This is a genomic window from Rheinheimera sp. F8, assembly GCF_001518915.1.
Genome location: NZ_CP013656.1, coordinates 1,736,599 through 1,761,740 on the forward strand (window position 1 = coordinate 1,736,599; position 25,142 = coordinate 1,761,740).

The following is a 25,142-nucleotide window of genomic DNA, read 5'->3' on the forward strand; positions in this document are numbered from 1 at the left end:
AGACTCTTTCAGCGATCTTATGCTGGAAAAATTAATAATATTAAATAAAAACAATGAGATAGATAATTAATTTTAAGTTGGCACGCCGTCTGCATATAGATTATCAAGCAGGTAAATAACGCAAGTGATACAGAGAGTTCCACTTCCGTTTTTTACCTGAAACCAACGGTAATCACAGTCTTAAGACCGGTCAGAATCCGGTGATGTAATGAGGTGTAAGATGGACACATTTTTAATCGCAGCAGCAGTTTTCTTCGTGGTTAATGCCTTTGTGTTTGTAACTTATCTGCGCAAAATCGACGTCAACGGTGAAGCCGTACGTAAACTGGAAAAAGCGCAATTTACAGATGCATACAACCGTCAGGCAGCAAAAGTGCGTAAAGCACGTACCGCTGGTGTAACAGCAAACGCATAAGCGCCAACGCTTTCAGAAAGAACCGGTCAACTGACCGGTTTTTTTTCGTCCGCAGTTTGCTATAGCTGGGTTTGGCATCAACTTAAAAGCACAACTCAGACCTGTCATCAGGCCACGCAGAACTGTGATAGGCTAATCTGATAACATTTTATAAACAGACAAGGATGGTTTTGCATGCAACGACCCTGGTTCCGCTTATGTTGGCAATTTGGATGTTGTCTGTTAAGCCTGAGCATTCTGGCTGGCTGTGGCGGAGGCGGAGCTGACAGCACACCCACTCCACCACCTACACCACAAAATGTTGCGCCTGTACCGGGGGCAAATACATTCCAGCTGAATGAAGACAGCAGCCTGCAGGCGCAGCTCAGCGCCAGTGATGCTGACAATGATGCGTTGAGTTATCAGCTGACCAGCCAGAGTCAGGCAGAAGGCCTGGTGACGTTGCAAAGCGACGGCCGCTTTTCTTACCAGCCAACCGCAGACTATGCCGGCGAAGCCAGTTTTTCGTACACCGTCAGCGACGGTAAAAATACACCAGTCGCCGCCACAGCACGGCTCAGTATTCAAAACGTCAATGACCTGCCAGTGGCGCAGCTGCAACAGTTTGCAGGGACAGAAGACGTTGCAGCGATCTTTCAGCTGAAAGCGACGGATGTGGACAAAGATCCGCTGATCTTTACATTACAAAGCGCTGCACCGGCGAATGCGGGTGTCACGGTTAATCCGGCCGGAGAGATTCATCTGAAACCGCTGGCAAATCTTAATGGCAAAATTAGGCTGCAGGTTCAGGTCTCTGATGGCAAAGGCGCCGAAGTGGCTTTTCAGACGGAGATCACGCTGGCAGCTGTTAACGATGCGCCAACGCTGACCGTCACGCCGCTCCCGGCTTTATTGGATGCCGGGAGCGTTTATCCGCTGCAATACGGCATTGAAGATGTTGATGGAGATGCTGTGGTACTGAGTCATACGCAACCAGAGTTATTCCGGCTGGATAGCGCGCAGACCGGCGCAGGGTTGCAGGTATTGGCGCGTACCACGGCGCTCGACACCGAGTTGCTCCTGCAGGCGACAGACTCACAAGGTGCCACAGCCCAATACAAGCAAAAGGTCCTGGTGGCTATCCCAAATGGCAATGGCATGGGCCGTACTTTGGTTGGCCCGGTGCAAAGTAACAGGTTAAATCTGGTCATTGTCGGCGATGGTTTCACTGCTGCAGAGCAACAAAAACTGCGGGAGGCCGCGGTAAAATTCAGTCAGGTGTTTTTCAACAGTAAAGAAATCGGCACGCATCGTGACGGCTGGAGCCTGCATGTTCTGGATGCTGTTTCAGCGCAAAGTGGCGCCGATGACCCGTCAACTAACACGTTGGTGGATACTTTATTTGATGGCAATTTTGGCTGTGCCGGCATTGACCGCTTGTATTGTGTCAACAGCAGTAAAGTATTCGGCTATGTGTTCCGGCATTATCCGCAGTTTGATTTTGTCCTGGTTGCCGGTAACAGCAGTAAATATGGCGGCGCTGGCGGTTCTATCTCGACGTTTACGCTGCATCAGAGCGCAGCTGATATCGCTATCCATGAACTGGGCCATACCTTTGCCCAGTTGGCGGATGAGTATATCGACGATGCCAATGCGCATTTGTATTTACCGGGCTATTGCGAAAACTGTTATGCCAATATCACACAACTAACTGATTTAACTCAGGTGAAATGGCGGCACTGGTTCAGTGATCCTTCTCAAGTACCCACACAGCCGGGTCAGGCCGGTGTCGGTTTGTTTGAAGGCGGTTATTACAGCAGTAAAGGTTTTTACCGCCCCAAAAATAACAGTTTTATGCTGGCGCTGGGTCAGCCGATTGGCGAAGTGAACGGTGAGGCCTGGGTCAATCAGCTGTACCAGAACATCGGTATGTATCACAGCCGGCAACCACAACAGCAACAAGTCGTGCAGGCGCGTGGTCAGACTCAGCAGTTTTCGTTTGCGCTGTCGGTCGGCAGCGCTCAGCAAAAAGTGCAGTGGTATTTAAATGGTCAGGCCATGCCGCAGTTTGATAACAAAACCGACATCAGCTGCTGTCAGGACCAACAACAGAACTATCAGATAACCGCCGTGATCACCGATATCAGCGGTTTAGTCAAAGCGTCAGCGCTGGTCAGCAGAGAGGTTCAATGGCATGTTCAGATCCAATAAGTTCGTCAGTGTACTTGGCCTGTATCTCTGTGTTGCGGCGCCGCTGAGTGCCGCAGAGTTCTGGGTGGTCAAAGTCGCTTTTGATGTCAATGGCAGCGAAATTCAGCAAATACAACGGGTGCAGATCCCGGATGGGCAACGCCGGACCACGCAACTGAGCCAAACCGGCGCTGTGACTGTCAGTCTGAAAAATGCCGATGGCAAAGTGCTGCAGCAAGTGTCGATGGATGATCCGCGGATCATCCGGGTGCCGATGCTGCCGGGGTCGGCACAAGGCCACCAGTTTGTCGTGCGGGATGAAGGGGATTTTATGTTGGTGTTGCCGGCACAGCCGGATGCCAGTCTGTTGCAGTTGCAATGGGCGGAAACTCCAGGCCAGCCGGTCAAGGCCAACAGTCCGCAACAACAGCTGTCATTACAACAATTTGCCGCCGAACTGCAGTTAAAATAAGCCGTTGGCAGGTTGTGCCGGCAAAACTACAGAATTGACCGTGAGTTGTCGTATACAAATCCGCTATGATAGGCGCCAGAGTCCCAGACCGGCGCCTGATGCGCCTGATTGATGCGGAGCCTTCGGCATGCGAAGTCCTATCCAGCCGGCCTCATTGCGGCAATTTATCTTATTAAGTTTTTTCCTGGCGTTGATCCCGCTGGCGGTATTGCTGTGGCAAAGTAACAGCGCCTTGTCGGATGTCAGTCGTTTTGCGGTGGCAGAAGCTGAGTCTTCAGTCGATAGCGTGAAACGCGCAGAGAATATGCAGAACCTGGTGATCGATATCGAACGGGCGGTGCGCCAGTTCGGTATATTACGCACCGATTCGTTAAGCCGGCTGGCGACGACACATTTAATGAATTATCAGCAGATGCTGCAACAGGTTTGTCTGGATCTGGACGCCCCGCTGCTGTGTCAGGCGCAGGCCGCGCAAGTCACCACGTTATTGCAGAATTTTCTGCATGCCAGTAACGAAGAATTATCACCGACCTTGCTGACGCTCAGGCAACAACAACAGCAGCTGACCGAGCAGATCTGGCAGCGGCTGGAGCAACGGCTGCAAACTCAGCAGAACTTTGTGGTGGATGCGCAAAATCAGTTGGCCTGGCAATCGGTGACGCTGGTGGTGCTGACCCTGTTGTTGGTGCTGTGGGCGCAAGCGCGGATCGCCTCGCCGATTAAACAACTGGATACGATGATCCGATCTATCGGACAGGCCAGTCATCATTTTCCACATGAACAAGTTGTCGGGCCACGCGAGTTGACTGAGCTTGGTGAGCAGCTGCGTTGGCTGGCTTCAAGGCTACAGCAGCTGGAAGCATTGCGGCTGATTCTGCTGCGCCATGCCTCGCATGAACTGAAAACACCATTGTCCAGTATCAGAGAAGGCTGTGCTTTACTGAGTGAACAGCTGGTGGGCCCACTGAATGCGCAGCAGATGGAAGTAGTGACGTTGCTCAATGGCAGTGCCGACCGGCTGAGTCAGCTGACAGAACAATTACTTGATTACAACCGGCTGTTACAGCAGGCGAAACCTGAATTTGGCTGGCATGACAGCACGCAGTTATTGGACAGTTGCTTTGCCGATCATGCGTTGTCACTGCAGCAACGCCAGCAATTCATCCAGCTGGACTGTCAGCTGCCGCGGATTTATACCGATGCGATGTTATTTCGGCGTATTCTGGATAATCTGATTAATAACGCGCAGGCCTATGGTGGCGAGGGTAGCCCGGTGTGGGTGATTTTGCGGCCGCACGAAAAATTTATGTTATTGGATGTGGCGAATAACGGTACGCCGATCCCGGCAGAGCTCAGAGCCAAGCTGTTCGAGCCGTTTCAACGCGGCAAAGCACCACGTTTTGACGCGGTGCAGGGCTCTGGTCTGGGTCTGTCGATTGTATCCGATTGCGCGCGATTATTGGGGGGCATGGCTGAGATTGTCGATGTGAATTATGCCGACGTCTGTATTCGTGTCCGCCTGCCTATGGTTGAGGAACATGTATGAATAAGTGGACCCTGGTTGGGGTGAGTCTGCTGCTGGCTGGTTGTCAGGGTGTGCCGGCGCCATTGCCGGTGATCTTAAAGCCAAAACCGGCGCCGGAAAAAGTTGTGGAACTGCCAAAGGAACAACCGGCCCCGGTGAAACCGCAGCTGGCGTTATCAGATGACAGCGCGACGCTGAGTGCCTGGCAAAATTATCGCGGCGATGTATTACAAATGACCAGTGCGCAGCGCGACGCTGTGGCTAAAACCCTGGATAAAACCCCGGTGGGTGAGTTACAGAACCTGTTATTGCGCATTCATCCGGACACACCTTATGCGGTGCGGTTCCGCGCGCAAAATCAGCTCAGTGAGCAGCTGAGCCGGCTGCCGGCTGGACTCGCAGCATTGCTGCGCTGGGACTATGCCTTTAACCAGAAATTGCTGGAGTCTGAATCTGCGGTCAAAGCGCTGGGCCGGCTGAACGGCCAGCAACAGGACAATCTGGATAAACTGCAAAAACAAAACGCCGATTTACAGAAGAAAATTGAGGCCTTGACCCAAATCGAAGCCAAGCTGAACCAGTCAGGCGGAGGTTAACGTGACAGGCACCAACACAGGGAACAATGCCCGTTTATTGCTGGTCGATGACGATCCGAGTTTATTACGCCTGATGACATTGCGCCTTGAAGGCGAAGGTTATCAGGTCATCTCCGCCGACTGTGCCGAAACCGCCCTGACCTTACTGGCAAAACAGCCGGTGGATGTGGTGCTCAGTGATTTACGTATGCCGGGTCTGGATGGCATGGCACTGTTTGATGAAATCGCCAAACGCAGTCCGGGCTTACCGGTGGTGCTGATGACGGCGCATGGTTCCATTCCGGAAGCGGTGGCAGCAACGCAACGTGGTGTATTTGGTTTTCTGACCAAACCACTGAATAACGTCGAGCTGCGCGATATTCTGCAAAAAGCGGTGAATCAATCCCATGTGCCAAGCAAAGACAGCTGGCGCCAGGCGATTGTCACGCGCAGCAAAACGATGGAACAGGTACTGGATCAGGCGTATCGGGTGGCGCAACGCGATGTCAGCGTGCTGATCACCGGTGCCAGCGGCACTGGTAAAGAGTTGTTGGCGAATGCGATCCATCAGGCCAGTCCACGCGCCCGCCGCAATTTTGTCGCGATTAACTGCGGCGCCTTGCCGGAGCATTTGTTGGAATCCGAGTTATTTGGCCACGCCAAAGGCGCTTTTACCGGTGCCGTGACCGAACATGCTGGTTTATTCCGTGAAGCCGACGGCGGCACTTTGTTTCTCGATGAAATCGGTGATATGCCATTGCCGCTGCAGGTGAAATTATTGCGGGCTTTGCAAGAACGGCAAATTCGTCCGGTCGGCAGCGCCAAGTCTATTCCAATTGATGTGCGGGTGATTTCTGCCACGCACCGCGATTTAAAGCAGGCAATGCAGGAACAAAGCTTCCGCGAAGATTTGTATTACCGGCTCAATGTGGTGAATCTGCAACTGCCGACGCTGCGCGAGCGGGCTGAAGATATTCCCTTGCTGGCGCGGCATGTGTTGCAGCAAAGTGCAGAGCGTCATGGTGTGCAGGTCAACCGTTTTTCCGAAGATGCGATGCAGGCGCTGGTCACCGCACAATGGCCGGGCAACGTGCGCCAATTGGTGAACGTGGTTGAGCAATGTGTGGCGCTGACCAGTAACCCGGTGGTCAGTCTGGCGCTGGTCAGCCAGGCGCTGGAACAAAACCGCAGTTTCTGGCCCACGCTCAGTGAAGCGCGCGATCAGTTTGAACGGCAGTATCTGGTGCGGGTGTTAAAAATGGCCGAAGGCAATGTCACCCGCGCGGCGGAATTGGCTGGTCGCAACCGGACTGATTTCCACAAGTTATTGAAAAAACATGAATTAAGTGCTGCGCAGGTATCAGAGCAAGGCGACGATCCTGAATAAAACGGCACTTTGTAATCCTGTAATGAGACCCAAGTATGCACGACAATTTTGAGACGGAACCCGCAGTCCTGAAGGCAAAAATTACCGGCGAAACGGCGCGGATCCACTGGCACGAACTACAGAAGTTTTATGCCGCCGGTGCGGTGATTGAAGTGGTCGCCGGCCTCGATTTGGTGGAAGTGGCCTATGCCTTTGCCATCGATGACAAACAGCAGGTGTCTGGCTGGTTACAAGCTGGCCAGCTGCAGCGTGTTGAGGACGCCCGTGCCAGCCACTGGCATCAGCATAACGCCGAGCTGTGGGCGGTAGTGGTATCGCCCTGGGTGCTGGTACAGGACAAACATATTCACTAAGTGCTGTCTTCGTTGTATCCGTCTGCTGCGATACCCAGTGGGCGCGATGACCAACTACACTGAAATATTTGCAGTATCGGCGTAAGAAGAGGCGTTCGTGATGAGTGAGATCAGAGGTCTGCAGGCTTGGCTGAAATTAATCCTGAACCAGCAAATGCCGGCACTGGATTTAGTGGTACAGCAAATATGTCAGCTGGATGAACGCAATGAAGGCAATGCTGACGACTTAGCAAAGATTGTGCTGCGGGATGCCGGCCTGACCAGCAAAGTATTACGCGTCGCCAATGCTGTGCATTACAACAGATCGGGCAAGCCGATCCAGACAGTATCCCGCGCTATTATCCAGGTCGGTTTTCTCGAAATCAAAAACATCACATTGGCCAGCAGCCTGATCGACAGCTTTTTGCAAGGCAAGCCGCGCCAGTTACTGCTGCAACAACTTAGTCAATCGTTTCACGCTGCTGTGCAGGCCCGGGCGCTGGTGCCGCGGGCCGATGCGGCGAAGCGCGAATTAGTCTTTATTGCCGCATTGCTGCGTCATATCGGTAAACTGGCCCTGCTGGCCACACGCGAACCGGTGGCAGAGAACTTTGTCCGTGAATGTCGCGAATATCCAGACGATGAACATGCCATCGCGATGAAATTTTTGGGTGTTGGCATCGACCATCTGAGCCGGGAACTGGTGAAAGAATGGAAGCTTGGCGACTTCATTCTGGAGGCGGTGCAACAAAGTGTGCCAACCGGGTCTGTCGGTGCTTTGGTCAATCTGGCCGACAGTATCAGTGTGCACCTCAGTGCCGGTCTGCAAAGTGCCAAAATGCTGGAAAATTGTGCACAGGTGGCGCAAATCTGCCAACTGACGCTGGAAGAAAGTCAGCAACAAGTGTTGTTGATGGCCGAAGAAGCGGCGCTGACCGCCAACCAATACAACGCCGAAGGCCTGGTCCCTTTATTACCAAACCGGGCGCAAATTTTGGCGCAAAATGAAGAGCTGGAGCGTACCGGCTATGAATTCAGTACCCAGCTGAATACTTTGCTGAAATTACAACGGGTCAACGACAGCTTGTCGCGCCTGCTGCACGCCACCGTCATTTGTTTACAGGAGGGCGTAGGCCTGCCACGGGTGGCGTTGTTACTGATGGATTATCAGAGTAAAAGTTTTGTACCCAGTTATGTCGCCGGCCGCGACACTCAGTTGTGGCGCAATCAGGCCGCCATTTCGCTGGAACAGCTGCACAAAGGCGAAGTGTTGTACGATTTGTTGCGCCAGGACCAGGTGTGCTGGCATAAAAAACAACAATACGCGCCGTCACTGGGAGCTTTGCAACAGTTTCTGCCCTATGACGGCGATTGTTTTGTCGCGTCTGTGCGCGTGGATAAACGTTTATTTGGCTTGTTATATGCCGACGCTGCCGGCAAAAGTCTGGACGAGCGCCAACAAACCGAATTTGAACTGACGGCGCAATTATTGATGCTGATGCTGCAACAAACCGAAACCAAAGCGACAGACTAATCCCAGCGTTGGCCCGACGGCTGAGCGCCATGGATGGCCGCGCAGCACCAAAATACTCTGGGTAGCACGTACTGGGTACCACGTACTGGATACCAAAAAAACGGGGGACGGCGCAAACGTCCCCCGCAAAGTCACTGCAGAACAGCAAACACCCAATCGAAGACCGGGTCTACCGTGGAGTGGATCCTTCCATGCACCGGGCAAGAATCGGTGTGTCATCCTGACGTTGCATACCTTAACTGGTCTTTTTTCTAATTGCAAATAATTCTCATTTAAATTATTTTGATCGCAGGATTTCCCCACAGGAGCGGCAAAATGCTGGGATTAAGTTTATGGATCATTTGGCCGGCACTACTGGTCTGCAGTCTGGACTGGTGGTTGTACCGGCGACCGGATGCAAAGCTGCTGGCACTGGTCGGCGGTTGGTTATTGCTGATGCTGATCAGTACTTTATGGTCGGTACATAGTCGTTGAGTTATTGCAGTGGCAGGGAAAAGCAACAATACTGGTCAGAGTCGCTTTTTATCCGGATAGATACAGATGCTGAACTGGCGGATTTACTGCCTGCTCATATTGTTATGCAGCGTTTCAATGCGATTGACCGCGGCGCCGTCGACTGGCGGTATTCGCATTGAACACTCAGAGGTGTACAGCCGCTTTCTGAATCTGACCCGGGTCTCACCAAAACTTGCCCAAGCGACAGCGCTGGCGCAGGACCAACAAGGTTTTTTGTGGATCGGTACGCAGCACGGGCTGTATCGGTTCGACGGTCAGCAAGTCAAAGCCTACCAGGCCGATCCGGCTAAAACCAATGCGATGTCGGCAGATTGGGTCTCCAGTTTATTGGTCGACCGGCAGGGCAGCCTGTGGATTGGCACCCGCTATGGCGGGCTGAATCGTTTTAATCCGGCGACAGAACAATTCAGCCGTGTGCCATTGCCGACGCTGCCCGGCGAGCAGCAGCAAGTTGAAATTTCAGTGGTTTACCAGGACCCTGCCGGCGAGCTGTGGGTCGGTACCTATGGCGGTGGTTTATTACGCTGGGATCCGGATAATGCCCGGCTGGAAACAGTCGCATTGCCGTTACCGTTAAATGAACTGGATAGCTTGTATATCAACGAGTTATTTCGCGATAGCAGCGGTTATTTATGGATTGGCACCGGCAATGCACCGCTGCGTAACCGCAGTGTGTTACAAGGCGGTGCGATCCGCTGGCATCCGCAACAAGGCCACAAACAGCTGCTGAGCGTGCATAGTTCTGCGCTAACCACAGCTGCAGTCACCGCGATTACGGCCGATGCACAGGGCCAGATCTGGCTGACCAGTTACGGCGGCGGTTTGTATCAGTTTGACAGCGCCAGCGGTATTTTACGCGCAGAGCGTAATCAACCGGCGTTACTGCAGCAGGGCTTGCTGACGGATATCGGTTTTGATCGGAGCGGCGGCCGCTGGGTCAGCAGCTATGACAAAGGGCTGTGGTATGCACCAGCCGGCAGTGACCGCTGGCAATTGTTTAAAGCCAATCCGCTGGTCAGTTATCAGTTACCGAGCAACAACCTGACCGGTCTGCTGTTTGACCAACAACGCACGTTATGGCTGAAAACCCCGGTCGGCGTGTTTGGTTTGTCAGCACAGGCACAACAGGTGCGCAATATTCCACTGGGCCCGGGCGACAACAAGTTGCTGGCGCACGGTGATGTTTTTGGCATCTGGTATTTATCTGACCAGCAAATCTGGCTGGCCAATCGTGATGCTGGTCTGGCTGAACTTGATCTCGGACGTTATGCGGTGCAACGCTGGCCGCTGCCGGTGATCCCGGGTCTTGCCAAGCAACCGACACTGGCGCGCCAAGTGGTGCAGGCAAAGAACGGTCTGGTGTACGTCGGCACCGATGCCGGATTGTTCAGTTTTGCGCCGGCGACCCGGCAATGGCAGCTGCAGTCTTTACGCGAGGGACAGCAGCCACATATCGGCAACCTGCATCTGGACAGTGCCGATCGGTTGTGGATTGGTAGCCGGGGCGAAGGCTTGTTTTTGCTGGAGCAGGGGCAGGTCCGGCATTTCCATCAGACGGTCAGACCCGGTGTTGCGCTGGACAATGCCGTCGTTTCTATTCTGGCCAGTGATGCGCAGGATTTCCTCTGGATTGGCCTGGCGGATCAAGGGTTGGTCCGGCTGCATAAAAACACCGGCCAACTGAAGAGCTGGCAAGCATCTGACGGCTCTGGCCTGCGCTTTGATGGTATTCAGCTGATTTATCCGGAAGGGGGCCACCTGTGGATCCGTGCCGGCAATATTAACCACCGCGTGTTGTATCACCCACAACAGGCGGACAGCGTCGATGGCTTTAAAGCGTATCTGAGTCCCACTGACCACGACAAATACCTGGAAGCGGCGCCGCAATTTTTGTTGTTGTACCGCAATAAATTGCTGCCCGGCGGTTTGGTGCAATTTGGCGAGATGCATGGTTTTCAAAGCACGACCTGGATAGGTGCCTGGTTTATCGACCCGCAGCAGCGGCAATATCGCGGTGGCAGCCAGGGGCTGGACATTTATCCGGCCAAAAATCTGCTGGAACCAGATACGGCCCTGCCGGTGCGGCTGACCGGATTTAGCCTGTTTAATCATCAAGTGCAGGTTGGCAGTCCGGACATTCTGCTGCAAAAGGCGCCGGGATTCGCTGAACAGATTCAGCTGCGTTACGAGCAGGACATGTTCAGTCTGCATTTTTCGGCACTGAATTTTGTTGACCCGTTGTCGATGCAATACCGCTACCGGTTACTTGGTTTTGATCGGGACTGGATAGAAACCGACGCGGTGAATCCGGTGGCCACCTATACGCGGCTGGCGCCGGGTCGTTACCAGTTTGAAGTGATGGCGCGTTCGCCGGGCCAGAGCTGGGCCGGCCAGCCTGCCAATCAGATTAACATCGACATTCTGCCGCCCTGGTGGCTGACCTGGTGGTTTAAAGGTCTGATGGCGTTGCTGGTTTTAAGCCTGATCTGGTTTGTGATGCAATACCGGCTGCGGCACGAGCGCAAAACACGCTTATGGCTGGAAAAAGTGGTAGACCAGCGCACCAGCGAACTGAAAAGTCAGCATCAGGCGCTGAGTAACTCTTACCGGGATTTATCACTACTGCAAACAGTGGCGCGACAGATCACGTCGTCGTTAGATCTGCAGGAAATTTTACTGCTGGTGCATCGCAGCCTGAATGACCTGATGGATGTGCATGTGCTGGCGATCGGCGTGTACAAAGACGAGCAACAGGTGCTGGAGTTTGGCCACTGGGTGGAGAATGGTCAGCTGATGCCACCCTTTGAGCTGATGCTGCAGGGCCAGTCCAACCTCGCAGCGGTATGTTTTGCCCAGCAACGCGAGATCCAGACGCGCACACGGCAAGATTTTTTATTGTATTTGCCTGAGCTGCCAACCCCGCTGGTTGGGGGGGCGATGCAATCTGTGTTGTATTTCCCACTCAGTGTCAAAGGCGAGCAAATTGGCTGTCTGACCGTGCAAAGCCCGCAGCAATATGCATTTTTAAATGAACAAGCCGATTTGCTGCGCACTTTATGCAGCACTATCGCCATCGCGGTGGCCAATGCCAATGTCGTGCACCGGCTGCAACAAACCCGCGAACAACTGGTGATGCAGGAAAAAATGGCATCCTTGGGTGGACTGGTGGCCGGTGTGGCGCATGAAATCAATACGCCGCTGGGTATCTGCGTCACCGCAGCCAGCCATCTGCAACATGAATTGACGCAAATTAGCCAGCAGCAGCAGGACAAACGGCTGACAGTACAGGCGTTTAACGACTATCTGGAAGGGGCTATTGCGACGTGCCAGATGCTGGTCAATAACACCCAACGTGTTGCGGCACTGGTGCAGAGTTTTAAACAGGTCGCGGTCGATCGCACCGCGATCAGTGTGCGTGAGCTGGAACTCAGCAGTTATTTTGCTGAAGTGCTGATGGCGCTGGAACCTGAACTGAAAAAGGCGTCCTGTACCGTTGATTATCAGCCACAGCCCGGCCTGGTGTTGGTGGCTGACGCCGGCATCCTGGCGCGGTTGTTAGAGCATCTGCTGATGAATTCACTGCAGCATGCGTTTTTACCGCAGCAAGCAGATCGTCAGGTGCGGTTACAGCTCAGCCAGCAGGGCTCGCAGATATTGATCCAATATCAGGACAATGGTCAGGGCATGCCAGCGGATTTACTGCCACGCTTGTTTGAGCCGTTCTTTACGACCAAGCGGCATCAGGGCTACAGTGGTCTTGGCAGTCACATTATCTACAATCTGGTGACGGTCGAACTGAACGGTAGTATTCAGGCGCGCAGTGAAGCCGGCCAGGGCCTGAGTTATCGTATCTTGCTGCCAATGCTGCGTCGGCCGGATTAGCGCCTGCAAGGCGAAAAGCTTGCAATAATATTTCGAATAGATAGAATATCTTTCGAATCGAAACTTAAACCGAAATTTAAGCGCAATCACACTGATGAATAAACGCAATACCCAACAAAGACGCCGCAGTATTCTGGATTTGCTGGCCGAACAGGGCGAAGTCAGTGTCGATGATTTGGCGCTGCGGTTTGAAACCTCAGAAGTGACGATTCGCAAAGATTTAACTGCACTGGAAGATAACGGCTTGTTGTTACGCCGTTACGGCGGTGCCGTGCAGTTGCCGCATGAGCTGATCAGCGAAGCCGGCCCTTCAACCATTTCTGCCCGCAAGCAGGCGCTGGCCAAAGCAGCAGCAGCGCTGATCAAAGACCACTACCGCATTATTCTCGACAGTGGCAGCACCACGGCTGCGTTGCTGCCGGAGCTGTCGGCCAAACAAGGCCTGGTGGTGATGACCAACTCTTTATACATCGCCAACAGCCTGCGTGAACTCGAACACGAACCCAAGTTATTAATGACCGGCGGCAGCTGGGACGCACAGTCTGAGTCTTTTCAGGGCCAGCTGGCGGAACAGGTGCTGCGGGCCTACGATTTTGACCAGCTGTTTATCGGTGCCGATGGCATCGATTTACAACGCGGTACCACCACTTTTAACGAACTGACCAGCTTAAGCCGGGTGATGGCGGAAGTGGCGCGAGAAGTGGTGGTGATGGTGGAATCGGATAAAATCGGCCGCAAAATTCATAATCTCGAACTACCGTGGACGTCGATAAAAATCCTGGTAACAGACGACAAGTTACCCGACACGGCAAAAAGGCAAATAGAACAGCAGGGCGTCCGGGTGATCTGTGCCCCTGTTTCAACTGATCAAACGACATCGGAGTAAATATGTGTGGAATAGTAGGCGCAGTAGCGCAACGTGACGTCGTCGACATTCTGGTCGAAGGTTTACGCCGTCTGGAATATCGCGGTTATGACTCAGCCGGCGTTGCCGTTGTGAGCCCAACCGGTGAGCTGCAGCGCATCCGCCGTTTAGGCAAAGTGAAAGAACTGTCCGATGCGGTGAAGTTAAACCCGACTATTGGCGGCACCGGTATCGCGCACACGCGCTGGGCCACCCACGGTGAACCTTCTGAGCGTAACGCGCATCCACACGTCTCCGACAAAATCTCTGTCGTGCATAACGGCATCATCGAAAACCATGGCCCGCTGCGCGAAATGCTGAAAGGCAAAGGCTATGTATTTAATTCTGATACTGACACTGAAGTCATTGCGCACTTAGTCGAAGAAGAATTCAAAACTGCAGGCTCTTTGCTGGCTGCGGTACAAAAATCAGTAAAACAGTTCAGCGGCGCTTACGGTACTGTACTGATGGACAAAACCGACCCGTCGCATTTAGTGGTGGCGCGCTCTGGCAGCCCGCTGGTGATTGGCCTGGGCATCGGCGAAAACTTTATCGCTTCTGATCAGCTGGCACTGTTACCGGTGACCCGTCGTTTTATGTTCCTGGAAGAAGGTGACGTCGCGGAAATTACCCGTTTCAGCGTCACTGTGTACGACAAAAATGGTGAGAAAGTTGAACGGGCTGTCATTGAATCGAGCGCGACTTATGACGCCGGTGACAAAGGCCAATACCGCCATTTTATGCTGAAAGAAATTTACGAGCAGCCGCATGCGATCAACAACACGTTGGAAGGCCGCTTAAGCAATGAATCGGTGCTGGATGAAACCTTCGGTAACGGCGCTGCTGAGTTGTTTAAGAAAGTTAAACACGTGCAAATCGTTGCCTGTGGTACTTCTTACCACTCAGGCATGGTGGCGCGTTACTGGCTGGAATCGTTAGGTGGCATTTCCTGTAACGTCGAAATCGCTTCTGAATTCCGTTACCGCAAATCTTTTGTGCAGCCAAACAGCTTGTTAGTCAGTATTTCTCAATCTGGCGAAACAGCCGACACCTTAGCGGCGCTGCGTCTGGCCAAAGAAGCGGGTTATGTCGGCAGTTTAACTATCTGTAACGTGGCCGGTTCTTCGTTAGTGCGCGAATCTGACTTAGCCTTTATGACCCGTGCCGGTGCTGAAATTGGCGTGGCGTCGACAAAAGCCTTTACAACTCAGTTAGTTGGCCTGGCGATGCTGACGCTGGCGATTGGTAAATACAATGGTTTAACCGCAGCACAGCAACAAGAAATGGTTGCAGCGCTGCGCTCATTACCAGTCAAGTTAGAACAAACGCTGGAACTGGCTGGCAGCATTGAAAAGCTGGCAGAAGAGTTTGCTGACAAGCACAATTCGTTGTTCTTAGGCCGCGGTGACCAATATCCAATCGCGATGGAAGGTGCACTGAAGCTGAAAGAAATTTCGTACATCCACGCTGAAGCTTACGCTGCCGGTGAACTGAAGCACGGCCCACTGGCACTGATTGACGCGCAAATGCCAATCATCGTGGTCGCACCGAACAACGAACTGCTGGAAAAACTGCAGTCCAACGTTGAAGAAGTGCGCGCCCGTGGCGGTATTTTGTATGTGTTCGCCGATGCCGACGCCCACTTTAAGTCAGATGCCACGCAGCGTGTAGTCAACGTGCCACACGTGCACCCGCTGATCGCACCAATCATCTACACCATCCCGCTGCAGCTGCTGAGCTACTACGTCGCCATCATCAAAGGCACAGACGTCGACCAGCCACGCAATTTGGCGAAATCAGTGACTGTTGAATAAGTGTTTGATTTTTGGGCTATATAGGCTTTGTTTGTTGAAATTATCCAACACTTAATTCCTTATGATGTAGCTGTATAAATAGCTTTTTAACTCGAGAAAATCCGGCTATGCTCGCAATAAGTTAGCTGGATTTTTTATTCATTTAAATTATCGCCAAATTTTTTAGTTTGTTTCAATATTGAATGTTTCTGATGCTCTTACATATAGACGCACTCAGAATTCCATAATGCAAATACTTACATCACCTTTTAAAGCGCCACATGTAGAGAGCTGGAGTTTTAATATCTGTGAGCAGTAAGTCGCATAAAACAAAAACTAAGTAACACAAGTGGTGGTGAAAAGTGGCATTGGAGCTTCTCCTATGAGTGCAATTCCTTTTACAGCGCGAGAGTTAAAAAGAGCGTGGCGAGAGTTGTCTAATGTTGCAAATACAGAAAATCGCGAAAACCCACATCGTTTACTTATGTTCTATGCGGTAGAGTGCGGATTAAAAGCTGTTTGGTTAAAACGTAATAGCCGCGAAGTGTTTGATAAAAGTGACATTGACAAAACAGGTCACGATTTGCGCCAGTTGTTAAGAGATCTAAGGGTGGGGAGTAAATTGGATTTGCCCTCAGATTTAAGGTTGGAGCCTTTTACACAGAGTGGAGTAACTGTGCCTCGAACAGGTGATATTCGCATACTACATCAAGCATGGAGATACGGTGGCAAATGTTCTGCTCCCAGTGATCATGATTGTGAACGGCAATTGCAAAATGTGCTGAATTGGATTCAAGGGGAACTGAAATGAACGACCAAACAATAACTGCCTCGCGTTTACTGACCTGGTTGGACGTAGAACGGACTTTGAAACAGAGCACGTCACTGTGGACACAACTTCCAGATTATGTGTTAGGGATAGATTGTTTTTCTAGTGGTATGGAGATCCGTCATACACCAGAATCGGCCTCGAAAGTTGAGGCATGGCTAGGACAAGTATTTGGACGATCGTATCATCAACAAGCTATTAAGCTTCGTATTGGTAATGTGCTCTACCCTGTCGATTTTTATCAAGAATATGCTCGGGATTCACAGCCTGTTAGTCAAAGATATCCATTGTGGCGAGATGTCAGTTATTTACCTACGGTAGATGAAATAGAGATGGATAGCGACGAAACGTCGCATGCCGAAGAACTGAATCCTCTTATTCATGATTATTGCGTTCCGAATCGTTTTGACGAAGGACCAGATTTGGTTTCATTTCACTCGTTTAAAGGCGGGGTAGGACGCACAACGGCATTAATGACATATGTAACAGCATGTCTGCGTGATGTAAGTCCAGGAAACAAAAAGATATTAATAATTGATGCAGACTTAGAAGCACCAGGTGTCAGTTTCTGGTTGGATGACAGCAATCGACCTACAGTCTCGTTTGTACAGTTACTCGAAGCTTTACACTATCCGCCAGCTGGTGTGGACACTAGTTTAGATTTTTTTGCCGAAGAGTTACGCAAGACTTCATTAAGTGTAGGAGGGCTGCATCGCGAGTTATTTGTTTTGCCTGCTGCATTAAATTTGGCTGAAATTCTGGACATGCCTGTCACTCCCGAGCATTTAGCTCGAAACCAAGATAACCCATGGCAATTAAGCGACCATTTGCATGCGCTTGGTTTACGTCTAGAAGTTGATGTGGTCTTCATCGATTTACGTGCAGGTTTAAGCGAGCTAGCGAGTCCAATCTTATTTGATCCTCGTGTCGATCACTTTCTTGTCAGCACTGTTGCGCCTCAGTCTGTCTTGGGGATGGAAGAAGTATTGCGAAGGCTTTATGCGAGTAATCGCAAGTTGCCAGCTGCTTGGTATGAGGATTCTCGACCTACGGTCATTTTGAGCATGTTGACTAAAGAGTTGAAAGAAGCAGGACATTATGAAAAAGCACTTAAGACTTTAAATTCTGCGTATCCAGCCGAAGACCCGCTCACACCCTCAGTGCAATGGTTGGAAGCTGAGTTTCTAAGTAGCTTAATGTCTATTGGTTCACTTCGCGAAGCACTTGAGAGCTTGCCACAATCGCAACGTTTGTATTTAAGTGCTTTAGAGTGGGCGCATTCACTGTATACACAACCAAGCGTTGTGCTAGAGCGAGTGGAAGTACATGCTGGGCAATCCGACGTTCCCAGAGCGGGTACCTTAGCTGCATCATTGCGCAGAGTTTGTGAAGCCGCAGAGTTTGCAGAAGGTCGACAAGAAAGCTCGATCTTAGCAATAGAACCATTACTTAACTTGGGCAAACACTTTGCTAACGAGCTACCAAACGTGCTTATGATCGGCGCCAAGGGGGCTGGTAAGACTTTCACGTTCCGAAAAATAGTGCAAGCGGCGTCATGGCAAACCTTTCTGGAAAAGCTTGGCTTTGATCGCACAAATATAACTGAAGCAGCTATTTTCCCTGTCCTTTGGTCAACCAACATAGGTGATACGCCAGATGGTGAAATTAAAACAGCTCAACGTAGAACGCTTGCTTTAATTGATGGTAATAATTCAAACCTACTTAGCGGCAACGACGTAAATTTGCGCATTAAGTCTGCTATTCAGAGTCCACCTGATTATTGGGAGAGTTTTTGGGATGATTTGATTGCGAGCCAATTTGGTTTATCAGTCGGAGGAATCTCAGCTGTCAATGATCTTTTGATTAGCAAATCCATTCGAACCATTCTTGTTTTCGACGGTATTGAGGATGCGTTTAGCGATGCTGAAGAGAGTCCTGCCGGAGACGCTATTCAGGCTTTACTTAGGTTGACTAATCGAATTAGCGAATTAGCCAATCCGCATTTAGGTGTGCTTGTGTTTGTTCGAATTGACTACGTACAGGCCACCATTCGTCAAAATCTAGGGCAATTACTACAACGTTTTCAGCCGTTTAGATTGCATTGGAATGCTGAGAGCTTTTTACGGCTTGCCTATATGCTAAGCAGTCAAGCAGGTGTCTATCCTCAGTCTAAACCCCTTGAATCAATGCATCTGGAGGACCTTAAGACTGAACTTGAACATCTTTGGGGAAAAAAGCTAGGTACAGAAAAGTCCAAAGAAGCCTATTCTGCCCGATGGGTTTATGCAGCATTATGCGATCTTAAAGGTAATGTGCAGGCGCGAGATTTGGTCCGATTTCTTAAGTTTGCTGCAATTGAAGAGGAAAAGCGAACAGGTCAAACTTGGCCTGACCGGTTGATAGCACCCGAATCAATGCGTAAAGCTATTCCTGAATGTAGTAAAGAGAAAGTCACAGAAGCTAAAGCTGAAATTGCCGCATTAAGACGATGGTCAGAGGTGATGACGAACCAGAACATTCGCAATCTAAGTGTACCATTTAGCGCAAATCAGGCCGGATTGGTACAATTACCCACTCTTCTAATTGCATTACAAGAAATCGGTGTGATTTATGAAGACATTGATGGCAACTTAGGTGCACAACGTTTGTTTTTACCTGAGATTTACCGTTCGGGTTTGGGTTTTGAAACTTCTGCAGCTGGTCGTCCGCGTATGCAGGCTTTATTAAAGAAAAATATTGGAAGTATTCCGCTGTAATAATCATATTTGAGAAATATGAATAGATAATTTTGTTCCTCAGTTAAATTCCTGCTGAGCTACTACGTCGCCATCATCAAAGGTACAGACGTCGACCAGCCACGCAATCTGGCGAAATCAGTGACTGTTGAATAAGCATTTGATTTAAAATGTTTTAATTGTGGTCTGACATAATAGTTCTAAACAGGACAAAATAGTCTTAAAGCGTGACAGCAAAGAACTAAACAGAACAAAATAGTTGTAAACCATTAAAGTCCAGTTATGCTGTTTAAAAAGCATACTGGACTTTTTTTATGGCTAGAGCGCAGCAATCGCTTTCAGAAACTGAAATTGCCCGTCGCATCAAGAACGGGCGCGGTCAGGGTCATGGACAACATTATAAGCCCTGGTTTCATGTTCAGGATGTCCCATCAGATGGGCGTTCTCATCGTATTTACTCTCATAAAACGCGGCGGGTTCATCATCTGCTTTCCGATCTGGAATTAGCAGTTTTTCTTGTGCTTGAATGGTCGTCAGACATTACAGATATCAGGGAGCAATTCCCTTTAAAGCGAGATGAAACCCGAGCTCTCGCTGCAGAGCATCAACTGAGACATCCTTCTGTCCGAGGTGTTGACCAGGTTATGTCGTCAGATTTCCTTGTCGACGCTACGACGGGTCATGACAGACAGTTCGCTATTCAGGTGAAACCAGTGAATGAGTTGGCCAAGCCTGAGATCATCGAGAAGTTGGAGCTGGAAAGGCGCTACTGGCAGTTAAAGCAAATCCCATGGTTTCTTGTCACCGAAGAAGAAATTGATCTGGTGATAAAACAGAACATCGAATGGTTATATCCAACAAAAAATGATGCTGCAGTGGATCCTGCTTTGTTAGCTCAGCTGCCATTTTTATCTAAGGCATTTAGCAAAGCTCAGGACTCAAAGGTCATTGATATTTGCAAACATCTGGATACCGCATACGAGCTGGAGCTCGGCCACAGCTTACGAGATGTTCGGACTTTGGTAGCCAATGGCTTTATCAAATTTAATATCAATAAAGCGTTTCGTTCTGTGAAGGCATCAGAGCTCAGGTTCTGTCAGTTTGAAGATATGGAGGCCTTGCTGCATGTGGCAAATCAATGAGGTTCTGAGATTTGACGAACAGCCCTATCGTATCTTAGCTGTGCATCCGGGCGAGCTCGTCTGGATCCAAATCGACAGCGATAAGGGGTTCCCTGAATTTATCCTGGAACTGAAGCTTATTTCCTACCTGGATGAAGGCCGGTTGCTCAGAAGCACGGACCCGTACGCATTTCTGCATGATGAAGAGCCAGAAGTTGGGTCTGTTGCATTTAATCGACGTGAAAAAGCACTGACTATTATTCAGCCCATTATTGTTGACGAGCTGTGTTTTGAAACTAAAGCCAGAGCGCGACGGGTGACTGAAGTTGAGATGGCTGGTGTAGCAACCAAAGCGACTATTTATAAGCTACTTCGCAGGTTTTGGCAGCGAGGTCAGAAGCCCAATGCTTTATTGCCTGACTTCAAAAACAGTGGAGCCCCGGGGAAATCCAGAGCGGCATCAGGCACAACAAAAGTTGGCCGTAGCCGGTTATACGGCGATGGTTCGGGGATTAAAGTCACCGTCGATGTTGAACGAATATTTCGGGTCAGTATAGAAAAGCACTTATTAACTCAGAAAAAACTTCAAACAACGGTCGCGTATCGTCGTTTCAGGGATTTGTTTGCACAGTATCACCCTGAAGTCTTGCCTGAAGATTTCCCCACGTTACGGCAGTTCCGGTATTTCTATAACCGTGAGTACAAGAAACCACAGCGATTACTTGAAAGTACGAATCCTGGCGTCTACAAAAAGGATATTCGCCCTTTAACCAGCACTGCAACTGCCCATGTGCTGGGCCCTGGCAGCCGATATGAGATTGATGCAACTATTGCTGATATTTATCTGGTTGCAGATGACGACCGCAGTAAAATTATCGGCAGGCCTACCCTTTACATCGTGATTGATGTGTTCAGCCGAATGATAGCTGGCTTTTATATTGGTTTTGACAACCCTTCCTATGTGGTGGCTATGCAGGCTGTGGCAATTGCCTGCACTGAGAAGGTTACCTCCTGTAAGTCTCTTGGTATAGATATCACTCCGGACGAATGGCCATGTGTTGGTTTGCCTGATGTCATTCTGGCAGACCGCGGTGAGATGATGAGCCATCAGTTGGACGCGCTGATTACTGGGTTTAATCTGCGGGTCGAAAGCGCACCTCCGAGACGTGGTGACGCCAAGGGTATTGTTGAAAGTTGTTTCCGTACTCTTCAGGCCGAATTTAAACCCTATGTGCCTGGTGTTGTTACTGGTAACAGAGTGAAAAAACACGGAGAGCGGGATTATCGCCTTGACGCCGTAATGACGATCACTGACTTCGCCCAAATAATGTTGAAGACTATTCTTTTCCGAAACAACTACCATGTGATGGATAAGTACGATCGTGATGCGGACCTGCCTGCTGATATCCCTTCAATTCCAATTCATCTATGGAACTGGGGCATGCAGCACAGGGTTGGTAGTTTAAGGCAGGTTGATTCTGAGCAGTTAAGGATTGCTTTGTTGCCACGGCAAAAGGTCAGTATTTCCCAATATGGCGCAAATATGTGGGGTATCTACTACAGCTGTCCAGAATTTCTGCGAGAAGGATGGCTACTGCGAAGCCCGGATATTCAGCGTTCTCAGAAACTGGAGGCTGCTTACAACCCGGGCTCTGCAGATACCATTTATCTGTTTCCACAGCCAGGTAGCCGGACCTACTGGACTTGTACTCTTACTGATCGCAGTCGCCAATTTAGAGGACTGACATTCTGGCAAGCTTGGGAGCTTCAGGCCCAGCAGAAACATAATATGGCAAATGCCAGACTGGATGAAGATGCGAAACGGCGGGAACTGGATGCTTTTATAAAAGAAAAAACTACCAGTGCTATCCGCGCAACTCCAGCCATTAAAGAGTCAGGCCAAAAGCGTATTGCACAGATCAGGGGTAATAAAAAAGAGGCACGTGAAGCTGAACAGCTGCAGCGAGCCAGGCCTACAAATGAAGTAAAAGACAAAGTGCTTGCACCAGTGATTCCTTTGCGAGACGCCGAAGAGGATTACAGTCTGCCAAACTATGTTCCGGACTTGTTTGGTGACCAGGATGGAGAACCTAAATGAGCGCAACAAAAATTGATGCCGTCTATCGGGACGCCGATGTCACAGCTTATAAAGGTAATCCGTTTATCGAAGCTTTACCGCCACTGCAGGAATCTGTAAACAGTGCTGCAGCTCTTCGTTCAATATCACTTTTCGATGCGTCAGATCTGCAGAAGCCAAGGGTTGTTCGCGCCCACAGTATCTGCCGTATCACCTACGACTTTTTCCAGCCACTGGGCTCTCACATGCTACTGAGTGAGCGTGTTTCGCTAATGATTCGTGGCGGCTATGTTGGCCGGAATCCTAAAACAGGCGACCTGCAGCGCCACTTACAAAATGGCTACGAAAGAGTTCAAAGCGGCGATTTGTCCAGCTTTAGATTTGAAGAGGCGAAATCCACAGCTCAAAGTATGCTGCTGATCGGCTGCTCTGGCAGTGGAAAAACAACGTCTTTAGCGCGCATCCTGGACACCTATCCTCAAGTCATTTATCACCCGACTATGAATTTTGAGCAAGTGGTTTACCTGAAAGTAGACTGTTCACACAATGGTTCGCTTAAAGAAATTTGCCTGAACTTTTTTCGGGCGCTGGATAAGGCGTTGGGCTCGAATTATGAGAAAAAATATGGCCTCAAACGTAATGGTATTGAGACTATGCTGGCACTGATGGCTCAGATAGCTAACGCCCATGCGGTAGGTTTGCTCGTTATTGATGAGATCCAGCATTTAAGCCGGGTGAAATCTGGTGGCCCGGAAGCGATGCTGAATTTTTTCGTGACCATGGTGAACACCATTGGTGTGCCAGTCATGCTGATTGGAACGCCTAAAGCCAGGGAGATTTTTGAAATTGATCTCAGGTCAGCCCGACGCGGTTCAGGTTTAGGTGCGATTTTTTGGGAACCGATGAAACAAGGACCCAACGGTAAGCGTAACCCTGAGTGGGTTGCCTTTACCGATAACCTCTGGAAGCTGCAATTATTGCAGAGCAAGGATTTGGTGTTGACCGACGATTTACGGGACCTTTGGTATGACCTGAGCCAGGGCGTTATGGATATCGTTGTTAAGCTTTTTGTGTTGTCTCAGTTAAGAGCCTTGGCTTTGGGTAAGGAGCGACTCACTCCTGGCCTAATGAAACAGGTATATAAAGACGAGCTAAAACCTGTTCATCCTATGCTGAAGGCTCTTCGATCTGGCGTTCCGGAAAAAATTGCGCAGTATTCTGATTTGATGCTGCCTGAAATGGATAAGAGACTTATTCAATTGCAAAGGGACATTGCTGGCATGAAAGTCGAAACCCCAGAGGAGTTAGCACTCAAACAACTCGCAACAGACGACGAACGCAGAATCTACCTGATGCTCAAAGACGATTATGACTCAAGCCTGCTTGTTGCCACGGTGCGTAAAGCATTTGCTGAGAATCCGAAGCTAACTCGCCCCCAACTGTTACCAGTAATTTTGAATTGGCTGTCAGATACCGACGATTCAGTTACACCAGAACAACCGAAAATACGTGCTAAGAATACCAAACCTGATCAGTGGGATACTTTGGCTAATGACGATCTGCGATACATCAGTTCTCAGCAATCGTCGGCAACTTGTGTGCATTCTGCTTTAGGTGCTAAAGGTATATTATTTGATTTGAGGAAATGGGTTAGTTAAGGCTCTGTTGTAAGCAATATACACCTTCTGTGAACGGCCAGAAGTCTCAGAAGCAGAAGTTGATAAATTTGTTTTATACGGCGTCAGTTGCACAGGTACTTATTACAAATACAACAAAGGGATACCCTTGGTTATGCAGATTTCTGATTTGGCGTATATAGGTCGATTTTTATTCCGCACCGACGCGTTGGGTTCTATTCTTTGCCACAGCTATACGATTGGGGCTGAAGCTGAAGTGAGCGAATGGCTTGTTAAGAACAAAGACGCCGATGCGGAAGTATTCGTCCGTTTCTTGATTACGAAGCTTTGCGTCGTTTCTGAAAATCTGAGAGACCCAAGTGAAGAACGCCTTACTCCCGAGCAAAGTATTTTGCTTTCAAAAGATGACCTAGATAGCTTTTGTCAAAAATTCATAAGTTTTAATTGTTCTTTACTTCAGGACGTTAATATTAATAAATACAAAACGCCCACTGAAGAAAAAAATAAATTTTCTATAGATATCACGCGGCTCATGACCGACGAAAAAAAGAGAGTTGGGATCGAAGATAATTGTAGTTTTCTGTTTTACGTACTTAAGGATTATCACGAAAACTACCGTCGTCGGATGATGGAAAAATTCGATAGTACTTCCGGTTTGTTCTCTGCCAAAACCCGTAATCTGTTTGAAGAGAATATGCGGCTTTCAGGTGATCTCTTGAAGAAACCATTTGGTTATTCTCAGCGCGATTTTGAGATGCCTCCAATCCCCAATATTCCAGAAAATCCCATTTATGAAACAAATCGTTCGATCAGTGAATTGGCAAAGGAGATGAGTGCTGTTTCTCAGCTAGTGAATAATATGAATGAGTTGGGTGTGCAGATGAGTCTGGATTCGGCTTTAAATGCGCAGAAAGCACAGAGATGGAATAACGTAATGTTTGGCTTAGGGCTTCTCACTCTCGTGGTGACAGCTATCTTCTCTTATCAAGGACTTCAATCCGCAAATCAGTCTTCAGCGGTACTAGAACGTCTTATCGAAAGGCAGAATGCTTTACTTGCTAGCCAAGGTGAGACACAAAAAAACTTATCTAAGTCCCTGGCATCGTTACCCAAAATATTGCAGGGAAGCAACGCTAATGACCACGTTAATGGTGCCTTACAAAAACAGCCGCCAGAAAAAGCTCAGGCGTTAGTTCAAGACCCCAAAAAACGTACATCTGATAAGTAAAAGTTTGCATT

The 25,142-nt window shown here is 49.7% G+C and carries 18 protein-coding genes; all 18 read left to right on the forward strand.

The window, feature by feature from the left end:
* Window positions 1-220: 220 nt before the first annotated feature.
* Window positions 221-415 (forward strand): hypothetical protein, encoded by a 195-nt coding sequence (locus ATY27_RS07865; RefSeq protein ID WP_208933050.1) that lies wholly within the window; start codon window positions 221-223, stop codon window positions 413-415.
* 174 nt (window positions 416-589) lie between these two features.
* Window positions 590-2,605 (forward strand): M64 family metallopeptidase, encoded by a 2,016-nt coding sequence (locus ATY27_RS07870; RefSeq protein ID WP_208933051.1) that lies wholly within the window; start codon window positions 590-592, stop codon window positions 2,603-2,605.
* Complete coding sequence (locus ATY27_RS07875) at window positions 2,589-3,056, forward strand: hypothetical protein (RefSeq protein WP_208933052.1); 468 nt, start codon at window positions 2,589-2,591, stop codon at window positions 3,054-3,056. The genes ATY27_RS07870 and ATY27_RS07875 overlap by 17 nt, the downstream gene beginning before the upstream one ends.
* 127 nt (window positions 3,057-3,183) lie before the next feature.
* Window positions 3,184-4,602, forward strand: a complete 1,419-nt coding sequence (locus ATY27_RS07880; RefSeq protein ID WP_208933053.1) for a HAMP domain-containing sensor histidine kinase — start codon at window positions 3,184-3,186, stop codon at window positions 4,600-4,602.
* Entirely contained in the window at window positions 4,599-5,177 is a 579-nt protein-coding gene (locus tag ATY27_RS07885) for a hypothetical protein (RefSeq protein WP_208933054.1), read from the forward strand. The genes ATY27_RS07880 and ATY27_RS07885 overlap by 4 nt, the downstream gene beginning before the upstream one ends.
* 1 nt (window position 5,178) lies before the next feature.
* The gene (locus ATY27_RS07890; RefSeq protein ID WP_208933055.1) at window positions 5,179-6,543 is read left to right on the forward strand and encodes a sigma 54-interacting transcriptional regulator; all 1,365 of its coding nucleotides are present in this window, start codon (window positions 5,179-5,181) and stop codon (window positions 6,541-6,543) included.
* Window positions 6,544-6,578: 35 nt separating this feature from the next.
* On the forward strand, window positions 6,579-6,896 hold the full coding sequence (locus ATY27_RS07895; RefSeq protein WP_208933056.1) for a DUF2288 domain-containing protein: 318 nt from the start codon (window positions 6,579-6,581) through the stop codon (window positions 6,894-6,896).
* 100 nt (window positions 6,897-6,996) lie between these two features.
* Window positions 6,997-8,409: an HDOD domain-containing protein gene (locus ATY27_RS07900; protein WP_208933057.1), complete on the forward strand. Its 1,413-nt coding sequence runs from the start codon at window positions 6,997-6,999 to the stop codon at window positions 8,407-8,409.
* A gap of 315 nt (window positions 8,410-8,724) precedes the next feature.
* Window positions 8,725-8,883 (forward strand): hypothetical protein, encoded by a 159-nt coding sequence (locus tag ATY27_RS07905; RefSeq protein WP_208933058.1) that lies wholly within the window; start codon window positions 8,725-8,727, stop codon window positions 8,881-8,883.
* 117 nt (window positions 8,884-9,000) lie between these two features.
* Window positions 9,001-12,807 carry a two-component regulator propeller domain-containing protein gene (locus ATY27_RS07910; RefSeq protein ID WP_208933059.1) on the forward strand — a complete coding sequence of 1,269 codons (3,807 nt, stop codon included), beginning with the start codon at window positions 9,001-9,003 and terminating at the stop codon, window positions 12,805-12,807.
* 94 nt (window positions 12,808-12,901) lie between these two features.
* A complete protein-coding gene (locus tag ATY27_RS07915) occupies window positions 12,902-13,693 on the forward strand; it encodes a DeoR family transcriptional regulator (RefSeq protein WP_208933060.1) in 792 nt (263 codons plus the stop codon).
* Between the two features lie 2 nt (window positions 13,694-13,695).
* A complete protein-coding gene (gene glmS / locus ATY27_RS07920) occupies window positions 13,696-15,525 on the forward strand; it encodes a glutamine--fructose-6-phosphate transaminase (isomerizing) (RefSeq protein WP_208933061.1) in 1,830 nt (609 codons plus the stop codon).
* 361 nt (window positions 15,526-15,886) lie between these two features.
* A complete protein-coding gene (locus tag ATY27_RS07925; RefSeq protein WP_208933062.1) occupies window positions 15,887-16,315 on the forward strand; it encodes a hypothetical protein in 429 nt (142 codons plus the stop codon).
* Complete coding sequence (locus tag ATY27_RS07930; RefSeq protein WP_208933063.1) at window positions 16,312-19,089, forward strand: ParA family protein; 2,778 nt, start codon at window positions 16,312-16,314, stop codon at window positions 19,087-19,089. The genes ATY27_RS07925 and ATY27_RS07930 overlap by 4 nt, the downstream gene beginning before the upstream one ends.
* 293 nt (window positions 19,090-19,382) lie before the next feature.
* Window positions 19,383-20,210, forward strand: coding sequence for a TnsA endonuclease N-terminal domain-containing protein (locus ATY27_RS07935; protein WP_208933064.1), 828 nt, complete (start codon window positions 19,383-19,385; stop codon window positions 20,208-20,210).
* A complete protein-coding gene (locus tag ATY27_RS07940; protein ID WP_208933065.1) occupies window positions 20,194-22,287 on the forward strand; it encodes a DDE-type integrase/transposase/recombinase in 2,094 nt (697 codons plus the stop codon). Before ATY27_RS07935 ends, ATY27_RS07940 begins: the two co-directional genes overlap by 17 nt.
* On the forward strand, window positions 22,284-23,924 hold the full coding sequence (locus tag ATY27_RS07945; RefSeq protein ID WP_208933066.1) for an AAA family ATPase: 1,641 nt from the start codon (window positions 22,284-22,286) through the stop codon (window positions 23,922-23,924). Before ATY27_RS07940 ends, ATY27_RS07945 begins: the two co-directional genes overlap by 4 nt.
* Window positions 23,925-24,057: 133 nt before the next feature.
* Window positions 24,058-25,131, forward strand: coding sequence for a hypothetical protein (locus tag ATY27_RS07950; RefSeq protein ID WP_208933067.1), 1,074 nt, complete (start codon window positions 24,058-24,060; stop codon window positions 25,129-25,131).
* Window positions 25,132-25,142 lie beyond the last annotated feature (11 nt).